At 61.7% G+C, this 14552-nt stretch carries 17 protein-coding genes; 13 read left to right on the forward strand and 4 right to left on the reverse strand.

What is annotated here, in order from left to right; genetic code table 11:
* Positions 1–14: 14 nt before the first annotated feature.
* The 8 genes from CKW30_RS10330 to CKW30_RS10365 all read left to right on the forward strand — a co-directional run bounded on the left by CKW30_RS10330 (position 15) and on the right by CKW30_RS10365 (position 7987).
* Entirely contained in the window at positions 15–2300 is a 2286-nt protein-coding gene (locus tag CKW30_RS10330; protein ID WP_095180724.1) for a chemotaxis protein CheA, read from the forward strand.
* A gap of 49 nt (positions 2301–2349) precedes the next feature.
* Entirely contained in the window at positions 2350–3495 is a 1146-nt protein-coding gene (locus tag CKW30_RS10335) for a chemotaxis response regulator protein-glutamate methylesterase (protein ID WP_095180725.1), read from the forward strand.
* Positions 3495–4235, forward strand: coding sequence for a flagellar motor protein (locus CKW30_RS10340; protein WP_016771055.1), 741 nt, complete (start codon positions 3495–3497; stop codon positions 4233–4235). Before CKW30_RS10335 ends, CKW30_RS10340 begins: the two co-directional genes overlap by 1 nt.
* 12 nt (positions 4236–4247) lie before the next feature.
* Positions 4248–5138, forward strand: coding sequence for a flagellar motor protein MotD (motD, locus tag CKW30_RS10345; RefSeq protein ID WP_016771054.1), 891 nt, complete (start codon positions 4248–4250; stop codon positions 5136–5138).
* Positions 5139–5181: 43 nt separating this feature from the next.
* Entirely contained in the window at positions 5182–5970 is a 789-nt protein-coding gene (locus CKW30_RS10350) for a ParA family protein (protein ID WP_024012121.1), read from the forward strand.
* Positions 5971–6060: 90 nt separating this feature from the next.
* Complete coding sequence (locus tag CKW30_RS10355) at positions 6061–7014, forward strand: CheW domain-containing protein (protein ID WP_095180726.1); 954 nt, start codon at positions 6061–6063, stop codon at positions 7012–7014.
* A gap of 90 nt (positions 7015–7104) precedes the next feature.
* Positions 7105–7590: a chemotaxis protein CheW gene (locus CKW30_RS10360; RefSeq protein WP_095180727.1), complete on the forward strand. Its 486-nt coding sequence runs from the start codon at positions 7105–7107 to the stop codon at positions 7588–7590.
* A 1-nt stretch (position 7591) separates the two neighbouring features.
* Positions 7592–7987 carry a DUF2802 domain-containing protein gene (locus tag CKW30_RS10365; RefSeq protein ID WP_016771049.1) on the forward strand — a complete coding sequence of 132 codons (396 nt, stop codon included), beginning with the start codon at positions 7592–7594 and terminating at the stop codon, positions 7985–7987.
* A 142-nt stretch (positions 7988–8129) separates the two neighbouring features.
* On the opposite strand, the gene CKW30_RS10370 is transcribed toward CKW30_RS10365, so the two are convergent.
* The 4 genes from CKW30_RS10370 to CKW30_RS10385 all read right to left on the reverse strand — a co-directional run bounded on the left by CKW30_RS10370 (position 8130) and on the right by CKW30_RS10385 (position 11576).
* Complete coding sequence (locus CKW30_RS10370; RefSeq protein ID WP_143497921.1) at positions 8130–8558, reverse strand: hypothetical protein; 429 nt, start codon at positions 8556–8558, stop codon at positions 8130–8132.
* A complete protein-coding gene (locus CKW30_RS10375) occupies positions 8513–9523 on the reverse strand; it encodes a hypothetical protein (protein WP_095180729.1) in 1011 nt (336 codons plus the stop codon). Before CKW30_RS10375 ends, CKW30_RS10370 begins: the two co-directional genes overlap by 46 nt.
* 152 nt (positions 9524–9675) lie before the next feature.
* On the reverse strand, positions 9676–10005 hold the full coding sequence (locus CKW30_RS10380; RefSeq protein WP_041479625.1) for an EscU/YscU/HrcU family type III secretion system export apparatus switch protein: 330 nt from the start codon (positions 10003–10005) through the stop codon (positions 9676–9678).
* Positions 10002–11576 carry a flagellar hook-length control protein FliK gene (locus CKW30_RS10385; RefSeq protein ID WP_095180730.1) on the reverse strand — a complete coding sequence of 525 codons (1575 nt, stop codon included), beginning with the start codon at positions 11574–11576 and terminating at the stop codon, positions 10002–10004. The genes CKW30_RS10380 and CKW30_RS10385 overlap by 4 nt, the downstream gene beginning before the upstream one ends.
* A 197-nt stretch (positions 11577–11773) precedes the next feature.
* On the opposite strand from CKW30_RS10385, the gene ccmA reads away from it, so the two are divergent.
* The 5 genes from ccmA (at position 11774) to ccmE (ending at position 14552) form a co-directional block, all read left to right on the forward strand.
* Positions 11774–12409, forward strand: coding sequence for a cytochrome c biogenesis heme-transporting ATPase CcmA (gene ccmA, locus CKW30_RS10390; RefSeq protein ID WP_095180731.1), 636 nt, complete (start codon positions 11774–11776; stop codon positions 12407–12409).
* Positions 12406–13074 carry a heme exporter protein CcmB gene (ccmB, locus tag CKW30_RS10395; protein WP_039763615.1) on the forward strand — a complete coding sequence of 223 codons (669 nt, stop codon included), beginning with the start codon at positions 12406–12408 and terminating at the stop codon, positions 13072–13074. The genes ccmA and ccmB overlap by 4 nt, the downstream gene beginning before the upstream one ends.
* Positions 13075–13171: 97 nt before the next feature.
* Entirely contained in the window at positions 13172–13927 is a 756-nt protein-coding gene (locus tag CKW30_RS10400) for a heme ABC transporter permease (protein WP_056786756.1), read from the forward strand.
* Positions 13924–14100 (forward strand): heme exporter protein CcmD, encoded by a 177-nt coding sequence (gene ccmD, locus CKW30_RS10405; RefSeq protein ID WP_016771045.1) that lies wholly within the window; start codon positions 13924–13926, stop codon positions 14098–14100. Before CKW30_RS10400 ends, ccmD begins: the two co-directional genes overlap by 4 nt.
* Positions 14097–14552, forward strand: coding sequence for a cytochrome c maturation protein CcmE (ccmE, locus tag CKW30_RS10410; protein ID WP_016771044.1), 456 nt, complete (start codon positions 14097–14099; stop codon positions 14550–14552). The genes ccmD and ccmE overlap by 4 nt, the downstream gene beginning before the upstream one ends.

Raw genomic sequence — 14552 nt, forward strand, 5'->3', positions numbered from 1 at the left:
GGAGCACCCCATTAATGAGCTTCGGCGCCGATGAAGAGATCCTTCAGGATTTCCTGGTTGAGGCCGGCGAGATTCTTGAGCAACTGTCCGAACAACTGGTCGAGCTGGAAAGCCGCCCGGATGATGCAGATCTGCTCAATGCAATTTTTCGCGGTTTCCACACTGTAAAAGGGGGCGCCGGCTTCCTTCAGCTCAATGAGCTGGTGGAGTGCTGTCACATCGCCGAAAACGTCTTCGACATCCTGCGCAAGGGTGAGCGTCGCGTTGATGCAGAACTGATGGACGTGGTGCTCGAAGCACTGGACGCGGTGAACAGCATGTTCAGCGAAGTCCGTGAGCGTGCACCGATCACCGCTGCCACGCCGGAACTGCTGGCCGCGCTGGCGCGTCTGGCCGAACCGCAATCGGCGGATGAAGCCCCGGCTTCGCCGGTTGCCGAGATGATCGAAGAACTGGTCGTTGAAAGCGACTCCTCGGACGACATCACCGATAACGAATTCGAACAACTGCTGGACTCGCTGAATGCCGTCAAGGCCCAGGCTGAGGCTCCGGCCGCTGCTGTGGCGCCCGCGCCGGTTGCCGACACGGCGGCGAGCGATGAAATCACCGACGCCGAATTTGAATCGCTGCTCGATCAGCTGCACGGCAAGGGCCAGTTTGCTGTCGATGCGGTCGCTTCGGCGGCACCAGCAGCGCCGGCTGCTCCGGCCGCGCCTGCTGCGGGTGACAGCTCGGACATCACCGACGACGAATTCGAAGCCTTGCTCGATCAGTTGCACGGCAAGGGCAACTTCGCCGTTGACGCGCTGGAATCGGCCATCGCTTCGGCCCCGTCAGCACCTGCTGCACCGGCAGCCGCTGCGGCCGGCAGTGATCTGATCAGCGATCACGAATTCGAATCGCTGCTCGACGAATTGCACGGCAAAGGCAAGTTTGACGCCAGCGCTGCGACAGCCGGCTCCGTGTCGAGCGTCGCCACGCCAACGGCGAAAGCTCCGGCTGCCGCTGCTGCGCCGAAGCCTGCCGCCAAGCCTGAACCGAAAGCCGAGGCGCCGAAACCGGCCGCCGCTGCTGCACCGGCTCCGGCCCGTGCGCCAGCTGCTGCCCCGGCAGAAAAGCCGGCCAGCGAAGCGGAAACCACCGTGCGCGTCGACACCGCGCGGCTCGACGAGATCATGAACATGGTCGGCGAGCTGGTGCTGGTGCGTAACCGTCTGGTGCGCCTGGGCCTCAACAGCGGCGACGAAGCCATGTCCAAGGCCGTGTCGAACCTCGACGTGGTCACCGCTGACCTGCAGACCGCCGTGATGAAAACGCGGATGCAGCCGATCAAGAAGGTCTTCGGGCGCTTCCCGCGCCTGGTTCGCGACCTCGCACGTCAGCTCAAGAAAGAGATCAACCTGGAACTGGTGGGCGAAGAAACCGACCTCGACAAAAACCTTGTCGAGGCTCTGGCCGACCCGCTGGTCCACTTGGTGCGCAACGCTGTCGACCACGGCATCGAGTCGCCGGAAGAACGCGAAGCATCGGGCAAGGCCCGTGGCGGTCGCGTGGTGCTGGCGGCCGAGCAGGAAGGCGACCATATCCTGCTGTCGATCTCCGACGACGGCAAAGGCATGGACCCGAACGTCCTGCGTTCGATCGCGGTAAAACGCGGTGTGATGGACAAGGACGCGGCCGATCGCTTGAGCGATACCGAGTGCTACAACCTGATTTTCGCTCCGGGTTTCTCGACCAAGACCGAGATCTCCGACGTGTCCGGCCGTGGTGTCGGCATGGACGTGGTGAAGACCAAGATTTCCCAGCTCAACGGTTCGATCAACATCTACTCGACCAAGGGCCAGGGTTCGAAGATCGTCATCAAGGTGCCGCTGACCCTGGCGATCATGCCGACGCTGATGGTCATGCTCGGCAATCAGGCGTTCGCGTTCCCGCTGGTCAACGTCAACGAAATCTTCCACCTCGACCTGTCGACCACCAACGTCGTCGACGGTCAGGAAGTGGTGATCGTGCGCGACAAGGCGCTGCCATTGTTCTACCTCAAGCGCTGGCTGGTCAGCTCCGCCGCTCACGAAGAGCAGCGTGAAGGCCATGTGGTGATTCTTTCGGTGGGCACTCAGCGGATCGGCTTCGTCGTCGATCAACTGGTCGGCCAGGAAGAAGTGGTCATCAAGCCATTGGGCAAAATGCTCCAGGGAACTCCGGGCATGTCCGGCGCCACCATCACCGGTGACGGCCGCATTGCGCTGATTCTCGATGTTCCAAGCATGCTCAAGCGTTACGCCACAAAGCGTATTTGAATCCGGGGCGGCGGCGCGATGACGCGCCGCTGCACCTAATGGAGTGTTTATGGCAGTCAAAGTCCTGGTGGTGGACGATTCGGGTTTTTTCCGCCGCCGCGTCTCGGAAATTCTTTCGGCGGATCCGAGCATCCAGGTGGTCGGCACGGCCACCAACGGTAAAGAGGCGATCGATCAGGCCATGGCCCTCAAGCCTGACGTGATCACCATGGACTACGAGATGCCAATGATGGACGGCATCACGGCAGTGCGGCACATCATGCAGCGCTGCCCGACCCCGGTGTTGATGTTCTCCTCGCTGACCCACGAAGGCGCGCGGGTAACCCTCGATGCGCTGGACGCCGGCGCGGTGGATTTCCTGCCGAAGAATTTCGAAGACATTTCGCGCAATCCCGAGAAGGTCAAGCAACTGCTGTGCGAGAAAGTCCACAGCATCTCGCGCAGCAATCGTCGTTTCAGTGCCTACAGCGCGCCGGCTCCCGCCGCTGCGCCAGCGCCGACGCCTGCTCCGCCAGCGTCCAGCTACGGCAGCCACACGAGCCACAGCAGCCCTGTCCCGGCACGTCCGGCGCCTGCGCCAGCGCCTGCCCGTGCATCCGCTGCCAGCGCTTCGTCGCCGGCTCCGAAACGCAAAGCCTACAAACTGGTTGCCATCGGCACCTCGACGGGTGGCCCGGTCGCGCTGCAACGCGTACTGACGCAGTTGCCGGCGAACTTCCCGGCGCCGATCGTGCTGATCCAGCACATGCCGGCGGCGTTCACCAAAGCGTTTGCCGAACGTCTCGACAAGCTCTGCCGTATCAGCGTCAAGGAAGCCGAGGATGGCGACATCCTGCGTCCGGGCCTGGCGCTGCTGGCGCCGGGTGGCAAGCAGATGATGATCGACGGCCGTGGCGCGGTGAAGATTTTGCCGGGTGACGAGCGTCTGAATTACAAGCCGTGTGTGGATATCACTTTCGGTTCTGCAGCCAAGTCCTACGGCGACAAAGTTCTGGCAGTCGTACTGACCGGCATGGGCGCCGACGGCCGCGAAGGCGCGCGTCTGCTCAAGCAGGGCGGCAGTTCGGTGTGGGCGCAGGACGAAGCTAGCTGCGTGATCTACGGCATGCCGATGGCCATCGTCAAAGCCGATCTTGCTGACGCGGTGTATGGTCTGGACGACATCGGCAAGCACATCGTCGAGGCGTGTATCTGATGGATGTTCTCAGCCTAATCGGCCTCATCATGGCGTTCGTCGCCATCATCGGCGGCAACTACCTTGAAGGCGGTCACCTCGGCGCGCTGGCCAACGGCCCGGCGGCGCTGATCGTACTGGGCGGCACGGTCGGTGCTGCGCTGCTGCAATCGCCGATGAGCGCGTTCAAGCGCGCCATGCAGATTCTCGGCTGGATCTTCTTTCCGCCGCGTGTCGACCTGGCTGGTGGCATCGACCGCGTGGTCAATTGGAGCCTGACGGCGCGCAAGGAAGGCTTGCTCGGCCTCGAAGGCGTGGCTGACGCCGAACCTGACAGCTATTCGCGCAAGGGTCTGCAACTGCTGGTCGACGGCGCCGAGCCGGAAGCCATTCGCAGCATTCTCGAAGTGGATTTCTACACTCAGGAATCCCGCGACATCGAAGCGGCCAAGGTGTTCGAAAGCATGGGCGGCTACGCGCCGACCATCGGCATCATCGGTGCGGTGATGGGCCTGATCCACGTGATGGGCAACCTCGCCGATCCGTCGCAACTGGGTAACGGCATTGCCGTGGCGTTCGTCGCGACCATCTACGGCGTGGCCAGTGCCAACCTGATCCTCTTGCCGGTCGCGGCCAAGCTCAAGTCCATCGCGTTGCGGCAGTCGCGTTATCGCGAAATGTTGCTGGAAGGAATTCTGTCGATCGCCGAAGGTGAAAACCCTCGTTCCATTGAGTTGAAGCTGCAAGGCTTCATGGACTAAGGGAATAACCTCATGGCTCGTCGTCGCCACCAGGAAGAACACGTCAATCACGAGCGCTGGCTCGTGTCCTACGCGGATTTCATCACTTTGCTGTTCGCGTTTTTCGTGGTGATGTACTCGATCTCGTCGATCAACGAAGGCAAATACAAAGTCATTTCCGAAGCGCTGATCGGCGTGTTTACCGACTCCGATCGCTCGCTCAAGCCGATTCCGATCGGCGACGAACGACCGAAAACCGTGACCCCGGCCAAGCCGCTGGTCAAGGATGCCGAGCAGGTCGACGCCGGTATATCCGGGGCCAGCGATCCGCTGAAAAGCATCGCCGATGACATCAGTGCCGCCTTCGGTGACTTGATCAGCTCCAACCAGATGACCGTGCGCGGCAACGAGTTGTGGGTCGAGATCGAGCTCAATTCCAGCCTGTTGTTTGGTAGCGGCGACGCCATGCCGAGCGACATCGCGTTCAACATCATCGACAAGGTCGCGGCGATCCTCAAACCGTTCGATAACCCGATCCACGTCGAAGGCTTCACCGACGATCAACCGATCCGCACCGCGCAGTACCCGACCAACTGGGAACTGTCCTCGGCGCGCTCGGCGAGCATCGTGCGCATGCTCGCCATGCAGGGCGTAAACCCTGGGCGACTGGCGTCGGTGGGCTACGGCGAATTCCAGCCGGTGGCCAACAACGCCACGGTCGAAGGCCGGGCGAAGAACCGTCGAGTGGTGCTGGTGGTGTCGCGCAATCTCGATGTGCGCCGCAGCCTGACGGGCACCGGAACCGCCAATGCGCAACCGGACGCGGCGTTGAAGCGCGCTGGCACACAAACTGCACCGACCCCGGTCAAGACGCCGGGACGCGAGAGTGCCGTCAATTCTCCGTCGCCCGCATTAACACGCTGAAGCATGTCTCGGCCAATCAACCTGGCCGGGAGGAACGAACTGAATGAGAGTCTGGGCAGTCGCCAATCAAAAGGGTGGTGTCGGTAAAACCACATCCTCCATCGCTTTAGCCGGATTGCTGGCCGAGGCGGGCAAGCGCGTGGTTGTGGTCGATCTGGACCCGCACGGCTCGATGACCAGCTATTTCGGCTACGACCCCGACAGCCTGGAACACAGCAACTACGACCTGTTTCTGCACAAGGGCAGCGTGCCGCAAGGCCTGCCGGGGCAGTTGCTGTTGTCGACCAGCGACGAACGCATTTCCCTGCTGCCATCGAGCACCGCACTGGCCACCCTTGAGCGGCAGTCGCCGGGGCAGAGTGGCTTGGGCCTGGTGATCGCCAAGAGTCTGGCGCAACTGTGGCAGGACTTCGATTACGCGATCATCGACAGCCCGCCGTTGCTCGGTGTGCTGATGGTCAACGCCCTCGCGGCGAGCCAGCAACTGGTGATACCGGTGCAGACCGAACACCTCGCCGTGAAAGGTCTGGAGCGCATGGTCAACACCCTGGCGATGATCAATCGTTCGCGCAAACAGCCGTTGCCGTTCAGCATCGTGCCGACTTTGTTCGACCGCCGCACGCAGGCCTCGATGGGCACCTTGCGCGTGCTGCGTGACAAATTCCCCGACGACATCTGGCACGGCTATATCCCGGTCGATACTCGTCTGCGCGACGCCAGCCGGGCGGGCGTCACGCCTTCGCAATTCGACGGCAAGAGCCGTGGCGTGCTGGCCTACCGCGCGCTGCTCAAGCACCTGCTCGCGCAGCAACTTGTTCCGCAGGTGGCCTGAGATGATTTCGATCTGCTTGCCCGAACCCTGTGGGAGCGAGCCTGCTCGCGAAGCAGACAACGCGGTTTCCCTGTCAGGCGCTGATCACCGATGAACCGCCCAGTGAAACTCACGTCACGTCCGCAACAGGCCTTGCAGTCCTATCTGGAAGACCTGTTGCTCGACCTGCCCGAGGACTTGCCTGCGCCGGTCGAAGCGCCGCCGCCAGTCGCCGAACAGGCGCAGCCTGAAGTGGTGGAAAGCACCGAGGCCATGGACGAGTTCCAGGCCGCGGTGCTGGAAGAACAGGCCCGCGACGCGCAGAAATCCGTCGCTCCGATTACCGCGCCCGCTGCTGCCCCCGTGGCCAAAGCGCCAGTCGCGCTGATCGACGAACCGCGTGCGCCGCTGTCGACCTTGGCGCCGCTGCTGCAAACGCAATTATTGACCGTGCCGGAACCCGAGCCGGAGCCAGAACCCGCGCCGCAGATTGTGGAGCCGAAGGTGCTGGTCTCGCCGCTGGTCGAAGTGCATCTGCCACCGAACAACCCGCCGCCACCGGTCGAGCCCGATGGCCGTCCGGCCTGGGCTGCCGATGCTTTCGAATGCTTGCTGTTCGACGTTGCCGGGCTGACCCTGGCGGTGCCGCTGGTGTGCCTCGGCTCGATCTATTCGCTGGCCGGCCACGAGCTGACGCCGCTGTTTGGTCAGCCGGAGTGGTTCCTCGGCATTCTGCCGAGCCAGGCTGGCAACCTGAAAGTTCTGGACACCGCGCGGTGGGTCATGCCGGACCGTTACCGCGATGACTTCCGGCAGGGCCTGCAATACGTGATTTCGGTACAAGGTTACGAGTGGGGGCTGGCGGTGCATCAGGTCAGCCGCTCGTTGCGCCTGGACCCGAATGAAATCAAATGGAGAAGTCACCGGGGTCAGCGGCCATGGCTCGCCGGCACCGTGATCGAGCACATGTGTGCATTGCTTGACGTATCCGCACTGGCCGAGTTGATCGCCAGCGGCGGGGCAAAGCACTTGAGTGGCAACAAGCCGCTACATAAACCGACATAGCAGCCGACATAACAATCAGGCGATGGCATTTTCCAATGCCACCACACAGAACACACACCGCCCGGGGCGGTTTTTTCGAGGGGTCAGGGTATGAGTAATCAGGCGTCGAATGCAAAAGGTTCTGAAGATCCGATCCTGCAATGGGTGACCTTCAAACTGGATAACGAAACCTACGGCATCAACGTGATGCGCGTGCAGGAAGTGCTGCGCTACACCGAGATCGCGCCGGTGCCGGGTGCACCGAGCTACGTGCTGGGCATCATCAACCTGCGCGGTAACGTGGTCACCGTGATCGACACCCGTCAGCGCTTCGGCCTGCACAGCGGCGAGATCAGCGACAACACCCGTATCGTCATCATCGAAGCCGACAAGCAAGTCGTTGGCATCATGGTCGACAGCGTGGCCGAAGTGGTTTACCTGCGTCAGTCGGAAATCGAAACCGCGCCGAACGTCGGTAACGAAGAATCGGCCAAGTTCATTCAGGGCGTGTGCAACAAGAACAACGAACTGCTGATTCTGGTCGAGCTGGACAAGATGATGAGCGAAGAAGAATGGTCGGAACTGGAGAGCATCTGATTTGATTCTCGAGGTTGCGGTAATTGTTCTGTTCCTGTTCTGGGCCGGCACGCTGGCGATGTTCGTCTCGTACATCAAGGCGCAGCGAGTGATCGCTGCACAGCAGGCCCAGGGTGATGCGCTGCGTGATCAGCGCATCAAGGAACTGGCCAAACGCGTCGACGATTACCAGAACGGCAACGTGCGCATGGGCGAGGCCCTGCACGAGTTGCGCGCGGTGGTAAGCCCGTTGCCGGACAAGATCGTTGCACTGGAACAACGCGACCCGTCGAGCCTGTCATTCGCCCAAGCGGCGAAACTGGTGGGCATGGGCGCCAGCGTCGATGAACTGACTCAGTCGTGCGGCTTGACCCAGGCTGAGGCGGAGTTGATGCGCAAGTTGCACAAGGGCAGCTAGGGGCTTCAAGCTTCAAGCGGCAAGCAAGATCAAAAGATCGCATCGGAGGCAGCGCCTGCATAAATCTCGTGTAAGCGGTGTCGAAGGCTGCGATCTTTTTTCTCGATTGCATCGCAGGCATAGCGATCCGCAGTTGTCCGGATCAGCTCGCCGGAGTTTTTGTGTAACTGATCAGTTGATACAGGGCTTTCTGCTCACCGTTACCGCCGAAGTCGGCGTTGCCCCAAGCCACTACCCGACGATCTGCCCTGAGTGCCACGAAGGTATCGCCTCCTCCGTACACAGCACGAACGTCAGTGAGCAAATGGGCAACTGCGCTGGTATCGCCGCCGCCGTTCTCTCTTCCCCACGCAACTGCCACGCCGTTGCTGCGCAATGCTACGACCGCGTCTTGGTTGGCATTAATGGCGACAATGTCTCTCAACTGGCGAATGTCTGGCGGAATGTTAACGATATCGCTGGGGAGGGTAGCCCAAGCGTGCACTGAGCCATCCCCGCACAGCACGACAAATCCGGATCCGGAGCCTATGACGTGGACGATGTCGTTGCGACTGGCAATCTCTTCTGGCATGGCCGGCATATGTCCCCATACGACCAGTGCGCCATTGCTTCTGCGTGCTGCAAAGGCTGAGCTGTACTGGCCAGGTCGACGATATCTCTAAGCGCTGCGATGTCCGACGGCACTTGGCCTCCAAGCGATTCATGCCCCCATGCGCGCACTTGGCCATTGTCGCTCAGCACTGCGAAAGCATGAGTCGAGCAAGCCAGTCTGGTTATGTCGGTGAGCAACGCGATACCGTCCGGCAACTGCGCTGAATGGTCATGATAGCCCCAACAGACGACGTTGCCAGTGCTGCGCAGCGCGGCGAAACCATACTGGCCACCCGACGCTTGCATGATATCGGTCAAATCGGCGATTTCGGGCGGAAGTGCGCCTCCCATCTCGGGCATGCCCCATGCGACAAGCTTGCGCGATTCAAGAAGGGCTACGAAAACATAAGTGCTTCCCGACACCGCGACAACCGTATTCAGCTGTGCGATATCTTCGGGGACGGTCCCGCTGGGCTGAAGTCCCCAAGCGAGGACATTGCCTTGCGCGCGCCGAATCGCAAAGGCTCTCATCCCCGCCGACAACTCTACGACGTCGTGCGCTTCTCTTACCGGTTCCGGCAAAGTGCCGCCGCCATCGACGTGACCCCATGCATGGACTGCCCGGCTGTCCAAAACAGCGCACAGGGCGAATGATGTACCGATAATGTTTGACGGGTTCAGGGTTATCCGTTTCTTGCCCGACCAGACGACCAGTTCCTCATAAGGCCGGACATCGAAAAATTCGCTACCAGTGGCTGGCTGCTTGTCTCCAACATACTGCCACGTGACGTTCAACGGTTTGAGCGTTGAGGCGTCCAGCGCTACAAGTCGCCAGCTGCGCGTGTAGAAGTTGCCAAGACCACCCCGATTACCGCGTGCGCCCATGACCAGCAGTCCGCCTTCAGCGTTTATCTTCAGGGGCAATTCATCTTTCTCGTTTGGCATGGAATCAATCCCTCAAGATTGTGGACCTGCGGGCAACCTGGTCAGGTCTGGTCCGTAATCAAGCGCTGCGGGATCGGGCATGCGCTACTGTCAGACCTGACAGTAGCGACAAACGGTATATGGCAGGGCGCAGAAGAGACTGCGACTGCGGCTCAGTAGTCATCCCCGCGCGCGGTGATGTCCTTCTCGACCATCGGCGCGTTCGGGTCTTGTCCTTCGGGGAATTTGCCCTTCAGATTCCAGGCAAACGCGATGATCTCGGCGATGGTGCGATAGAGCTCTTCGGGAATGCTGTCGCCCAGTTCCATCCGCGCCAGCAGGCGCACCAGTTCGGCGTTCTCGTAGATCGGCACTTCGTAATCGCGAGCGATACGCAGGATTTCTTCGGCCAGTTCTTCGTCGCCCTTGGCGGTGAGGGTCGGGGCGTGGTTGCCGTCGTATTTGAGGGCGATGGCCTGGCGTGGGGCGGTGGAATCGTTCATGCGGTTTCGTCGACCCAGCGGTGTTCGAGGCGGGTTTGGTTGCCTTGCGGCGGGGTGCCGTGGTGGCAGTCGAGGTCGCCGACGTTGAGCCCGGAATCGAGCAAGCGCTGGCGCAGGGCGAACAGGTTGTTCTCGATCAGGTCGGCGGTGTACGGCCGCTCGGCCCACAGCTGACTGGACAGGCTGCCGGCGATCAGTTGCGCCTGAATCTGCATTGGCCCGAGCGGTTCCAGATCGAAGGCCAGATCGACGCGCCACAGTTGCTGTTTGGCTTCGCGCTCATCGCGGCGCTCGTGGGGCTGCGGCTCGCGCTCCGGCGCTTCTTCACGCTGAAACTTGACCTGCAACGGCACGATGTCTTGCAGGTTGCGCATGGGGATTTCCAGCTGCCAGGTGCTGAGCAGGCGGCCATCGTCGGTGACGCCGGTCTGTTCCAGGCTCGACAACTGATGGCTTTGCAGACGCGACACCGCTGCGGCGGCGAGGCGCAGCAGTTGTTCGAGATCACCTTCGCCTTCGAGTTTCGCCAGCAGTCGTTCGGGCAACGGGAAGCTGCTCGGCACCGGTTTGGCGCTGACCTGGCCGAGGGTGCCGAGGGCGTTCCGGACGAAACTCGGCAGCGCTTGCGCCAGGGTATTGGCGGCGATGATCGCATTGAAATTGGTGTTGCTCGGCAGGCCCGGGGTCAGTTGCGCGATCAGCTTGAGCAGGTCGGCTTTCATGTCCGGGGTGAGAGTCGGGTTTTGTCCGCCGAGCAATTTCGCTTCGAGGAACGCGCCGCTGTTGGCCAAGGCCAGCGCCACGCCTTTGGCGGTGCTCATTTGTTGCACGTCCGGCAGGCTGGCAAGCAGCTTGTCGACCACCGTGCGCAGATCGGCCGAAGTCTGATCGCTGGATGGCGGCAGGTTCTGCAACATCTTCAGCAGACCATCGAGCGAGCCCTGACGACTTTGCTGACCGAGCAATTGCTGACTCACCGCCAGTTGTTCCTGGCGGCTGCTCAGCGGCACGAATTTGAGGGTTTGCGCATCCTGCACCTGCGCCGACAACAAGGTGCCGATGCGCAGCGGTTGCGGGCTGTCGACGGTCAAAGTGCTGCCGCTCAATGCGGTGTTGAGCAGGGTGACCATCGAGCGAAATACCGCCGCTTGCCCCGGCGTCTGCGGCAGGGCCTGCGAGGTCACGACTTTGCCTTGCAGCAGGGTGCCGGCGGGCAATTGCGCGGTATCGATGCGGGTCAGGGTGGCGACGCTGCTGGCAATCGCTTGTTGTACGGTGATCGCCAGATTGCCGGCCGAGGGCTGAGTGATCGCCAGGTTGGTGCCCTGTGGCAACGGCAGGTTGCTGCTGGCCTGCACGGTGGTCTGGCGACCGCTGTCGAGGGTCACTTTGAGCAGCAATTCAAAGGTCTGATCAGCCTGCTTGAGCGACAACACCTCGGCCTTGGCGCTTTGTCCCGCGCCGATCAAGCCTTCGACCGGTGTCAGCAGCTTGAGCAGTTCACCCATCTGCGGGCGAGCGCTCGCCGGCACGGTGGGCGGCAGCGGGAGGATGTTCATTTCGCCTGTCATACGCGGACACAACCTGAGGAAATTGCGCTCTTGAGAGTAAGGCACGGCATGTATAATGCCGCGCGTCGTGCGCTTCGTTCAAAAAACCTGGCAATTGTTTGATCCAGCTCGCCAGATCGAGCGATCAAAGCATCTATGCTGCATCTCTTTAACGGCCGCTCTAGAGCCGACTTGAACCGTATAAGGCCCGTGATCCCTTGACCAGTCCTGTCCTGCAAACCGTTGCCCTGGCGTGTGAACGCGACCTCAGGCTGCTTTTCGAAAACCTCGAATTGCGCCTGGCCAGTGGCGACATGGTGCAGATCAGCGGCCCCAACGGCAGCGGCAAGACCAGTCTTTTACGTCTGCTCGCCGGTTTGATGCAACCCACCGACGGCCAGGTGCTGCTCAACGGTCAGCCGCTGGCCGAGCAACGCAGCGAACTGGCGCGAAACCTGTTGTGGATCGGCCACGCTGCCGGGATCAAGGATCTGCTCACTCCCGAAGAAAACCTGTCGTGGCTGTGCGCCCTGCATCATCCCGCCGAACGCGAAGCGATCTGGCAGGCGCTGGCAGCGGTAGGATTGCGCGGTTTCGAAGACGTTCCCTGCCACAGCCTTTCCGCCGGCCAACAGCGCCGCGTGGCGCTGGCGCGGTTGTATCTGGACAGCCCGCCGTTGTGGATTCTCGACGAACCGTTCACCGCGCTGGACAAGCAGGGCGTCGCTCAGTTGGAAGAGCATCTGGCCGGCCACTGTGAACGCGGCGGCCTGGTGGTGCTGACCACCCACCACACCCTGACCCGAATGCCGGCCGGTTATCGCGACATCGATCTGGGGAAATGGGCGGTATGAGTGTCTTCGGCCTGCTGCTTGCCCGCGAATCGCGACTGCTGTTCCGCCGCCCGGCGGAGCTGGCCAATCCGCTGATTTTCTTTGCCATCGTCATTGCCCTTTTCCCGCTGGCCGTCGGCCCGGAAACTCAAGTCTTGCAAAACCTGTCCCCGGGGTTAGTCTGGGTGGCGGCGTTGCTGTCGGTCCTGCTGTCGCTGGACGGATTGTTTCGCAGTGATTTCGAAGATGGCTCGCTGGAACAGTGGGTCCTTTCGTCGCACCCGCTGCCGCTTCTGGTCCTGGCCAAGGTGCTGGCACACTGGCTGTTTTCCGGTCTGGCACTGGTGCTGCTGTCGCCGTTGCTGGCGCTGATGCTCGGTTTGCCGGCTGCGTGCCTGCCGGTGCTGCTGCTGTCGTTGCTGCTGGGAACGCCGGTGTTGAGCCTGCTCGGCGCAGTCGGTGCGGCGCTGACGGTCGGCCTGAAGCGCGGCGGGCTGTTGCTGGCGCTGCTGATTCTGCCGTTGTACATCCCGGTGTTGATCCTTGGCAGCGGCGCGTTGCAAGCGGCGCTGCAAGGCATGCCGGCGACCGGCTACCTGTTGTGGATGGCCAGCCTCACAGCGCTGGCGATCACCCTGACACCCTTTGCAATAGCCGCTGGCCTGAAGATCAGCGTCGGCGAATAATAATGAGGCCTGGTCAAAAATTGACCACTTCTTCAAGAAGAAAGGCATGACCCTCTGCCAGCTCGCGATGATGAGCGGCAACCGTGATGGAAACAGTATGAACTGGACCTGGTTTCACAAGCTCGGCTCGCCCAAGTGGTTCTACGGCATCAGCGGCAAGTTCCTGCCGTGGTTGAGCATTGCAGCGTTGCTGCTGATCGGCGTTGGCGTGGTCTGGGGCCTGGCGTTCGCGCCGCCGGATTACCAGCAAGGCAACAGCTTCCGCATCATCTATATCCACGTGCCAGCGGCGATGCTCGCCCAGTCGATCTACGTGATGCTCGCGGTGTGCGGCGTGGTCGGGCTGGTGTGGAAAATGAAGCTGGCCGACGTTGCCCTGCAATGCGCCGCACCGATAGGTGCGTGGATGACTGCCGTGGCGCTGGTTACCGGGGCCATCTGGGGCAAGCCGACCTGGGGCTCGTGGTGGGTGTGGGATGCGCGCCTGACCTCGATGCTGATTCTGCTGTTTCTGTATTTCGGCGTGATCGCGCTGGGCAACGCCATCAGCAACCGCGACAGCGCCGCCAAGGCCTGCGCGGTGCTGGCGATCGTTGGCGTGATCAACATTCCGATCATCAAATACTCGGTGGAGTGGTGGAACACCCTGCACCAGGGCGCGACGTTCACCCTCACGGAAAAACCGGCGATGCCCGCGGAAATGTGGCTGCCGCTGCTGCTGACGGTGCTGGGTTTCTACTGCTTCTTCGGTGCCGTGCTGTTGCTGCGCATGCGGCTGGAAGTGCTCAAGCGCGAGGCCCGCGCCAGTTGGGTGAAGGCCGAAGTGCAGCAGAGTCTGGAGGCGGTGCGATGAGTTTTGCTTCATTCGGCGATTTTCTCGCCATGGGCCATCACGGCCTGTATGTCTGGTCGGCCTACGGCATCTGCCTGGCGGTGCTGGCCCTCAACGTAGTGGCGCCGATTGCGGCGCGCAAGCGTTATCTGCAACAAGAGGCGCGTCGTCTGCGCCGGGAGAACGGCAAGTGAATGCGCTGCGCAAAAAACGTCTGATCATCATTCTGGCGATTCTGGTCGGAGTGGGCGCTGCTGTCGGCCTGGCCCTGAGCGCGTTGCAGGAAAACATCAATCTGTTTTACACGCCGACGCAAATCGCCAACGGCGAAGCGCCGCAGGACACGCGCATCCGCGCCGGCGGCATGGTCGAGGCCGGTTCGCTGCAACGCTCCAAGGATTCGCTGGACGTCAAATTCGTCGTCACCGATTTCAACAAATCCGTGACCATCGCCTATCGCGGCATCCTCCCGGATCTGTTCCGCGAAGGGCAGGGCATCGTTGCCCTCGGTAAGCTCAACGCTGATGGCGTAGTGGTCGCCGATGAAGTGCTGGCCAAGCACGACGAGAAGTACATGCCGCCGGAAGTGACCAAAGCGCTGAAGGACAGCGGTCAATCCGCACCGACGCCTGTGAAGGAGGGTTGA

This window comes from Pseudomonas sp. Irchel 3F6 (assembly GCF_900187595.1).
Lineage (GTDB): Bacteria > Pseudomonadota > Gammaproteobacteria > Pseudomonadales > Pseudomonadaceae > Aquipseudomonas > Aquipseudomonas siliginis.

Bases quoted from the DNA above. Each gene is read 5' to 3' on its own strand.
- CKW30_RS10340 (WP_016771055.1), top strand. From the start codon at position 3,495: ATGGATGTTCTCAGCCTAATCGGCCTCATCATGGCGTTCGTCGCCATC.
- CKW30_RS10375 (WP_095180729.1), bottom strand. From the start codon at position 9,523: ATGCCAAACGAGAAAGATGAATTGCCCCTGAAGATAAACGCTGAAGGC.
- CKW30_RS10350 (WP_024012121.1), top strand. From the start codon at position 5,182: ATGAGAGTCTGGGCAGTCGCCAATCAAAAGGGTGGTGTCGGTAAAACC.
- motD (WP_016771054.1), top strand. From the start codon at position 4,248: ATGGCTCGTCGTCGCCACCAGGAAGAACACGTCAATCACGAGCGCTGG.
- CKW30_RS10335 (WP_095180725.1), top strand. From the start codon at position 2,350: ATGGCAGTCAAAGTCCTGGTGGTGGACGATTCGGGTTTTTTCCGCCGC.
- ccmD (WP_016771045.1), top strand. From the start codon at position 13,924: ATGAGTTTTGCTTCATTCGGCGATTTTCTCGCCATGGGCCATCACGGC.
- CKW30_RS10355 (WP_095180726.1), top strand. From the start codon at position 6,061: ATGAACCGCCCAGTGAAACTCACGTCACGTCCGCAACAGGCCTTGCAG.
- CKW30_RS10385 (WP_095180730.1), bottom strand. From the start codon at position 11,576: ATGACAGGCGAAATGAACATCCTCCCGCTGCCGCCCACCGTGCCGGCG.
- CKW30_RS10400 (WP_056786756.1), top strand. From the start codon at position 13,172: ATGAACTGGACCTGGTTTCACAAGCTCGGCTCGCCCAAGTGGTTCTAC.
- CKW30_RS10360 (WP_095180727.1), top strand. From the start codon at position 7,105: ATGAGTAATCAGGCGTCGAATGCAAAAGGTTCTGAAGATCCGATCCTG.
- CKW30_RS10380 (WP_041479625.1), bottom strand. From the start codon at position 10,005: ATGAACGATTCCACCGCCCCACGCCAGGCCATCGCCCTCAAATACGAC.
- CKW30_RS10370 (WP_143497921.1), bottom strand. From the start codon at position 8,558: ATGCCAGAAGAGATTGCCAGTCGCAACGACATCGTCCACGTCATAGGC.
- ccmB (WP_039763615.1), top strand. From the start codon at position 12,406: ATGAGTGTCTTCGGCCTGCTGCTTGCCCGCGAATCGCGACTGCTGTTC.
- CKW30_RS10330 (WP_095180724.1), top strand. From the start codon at position 15: ATGAGCTTCGGCGCCGATGAAGAGATCCTTCAGGATTTCCTGGTTGAG.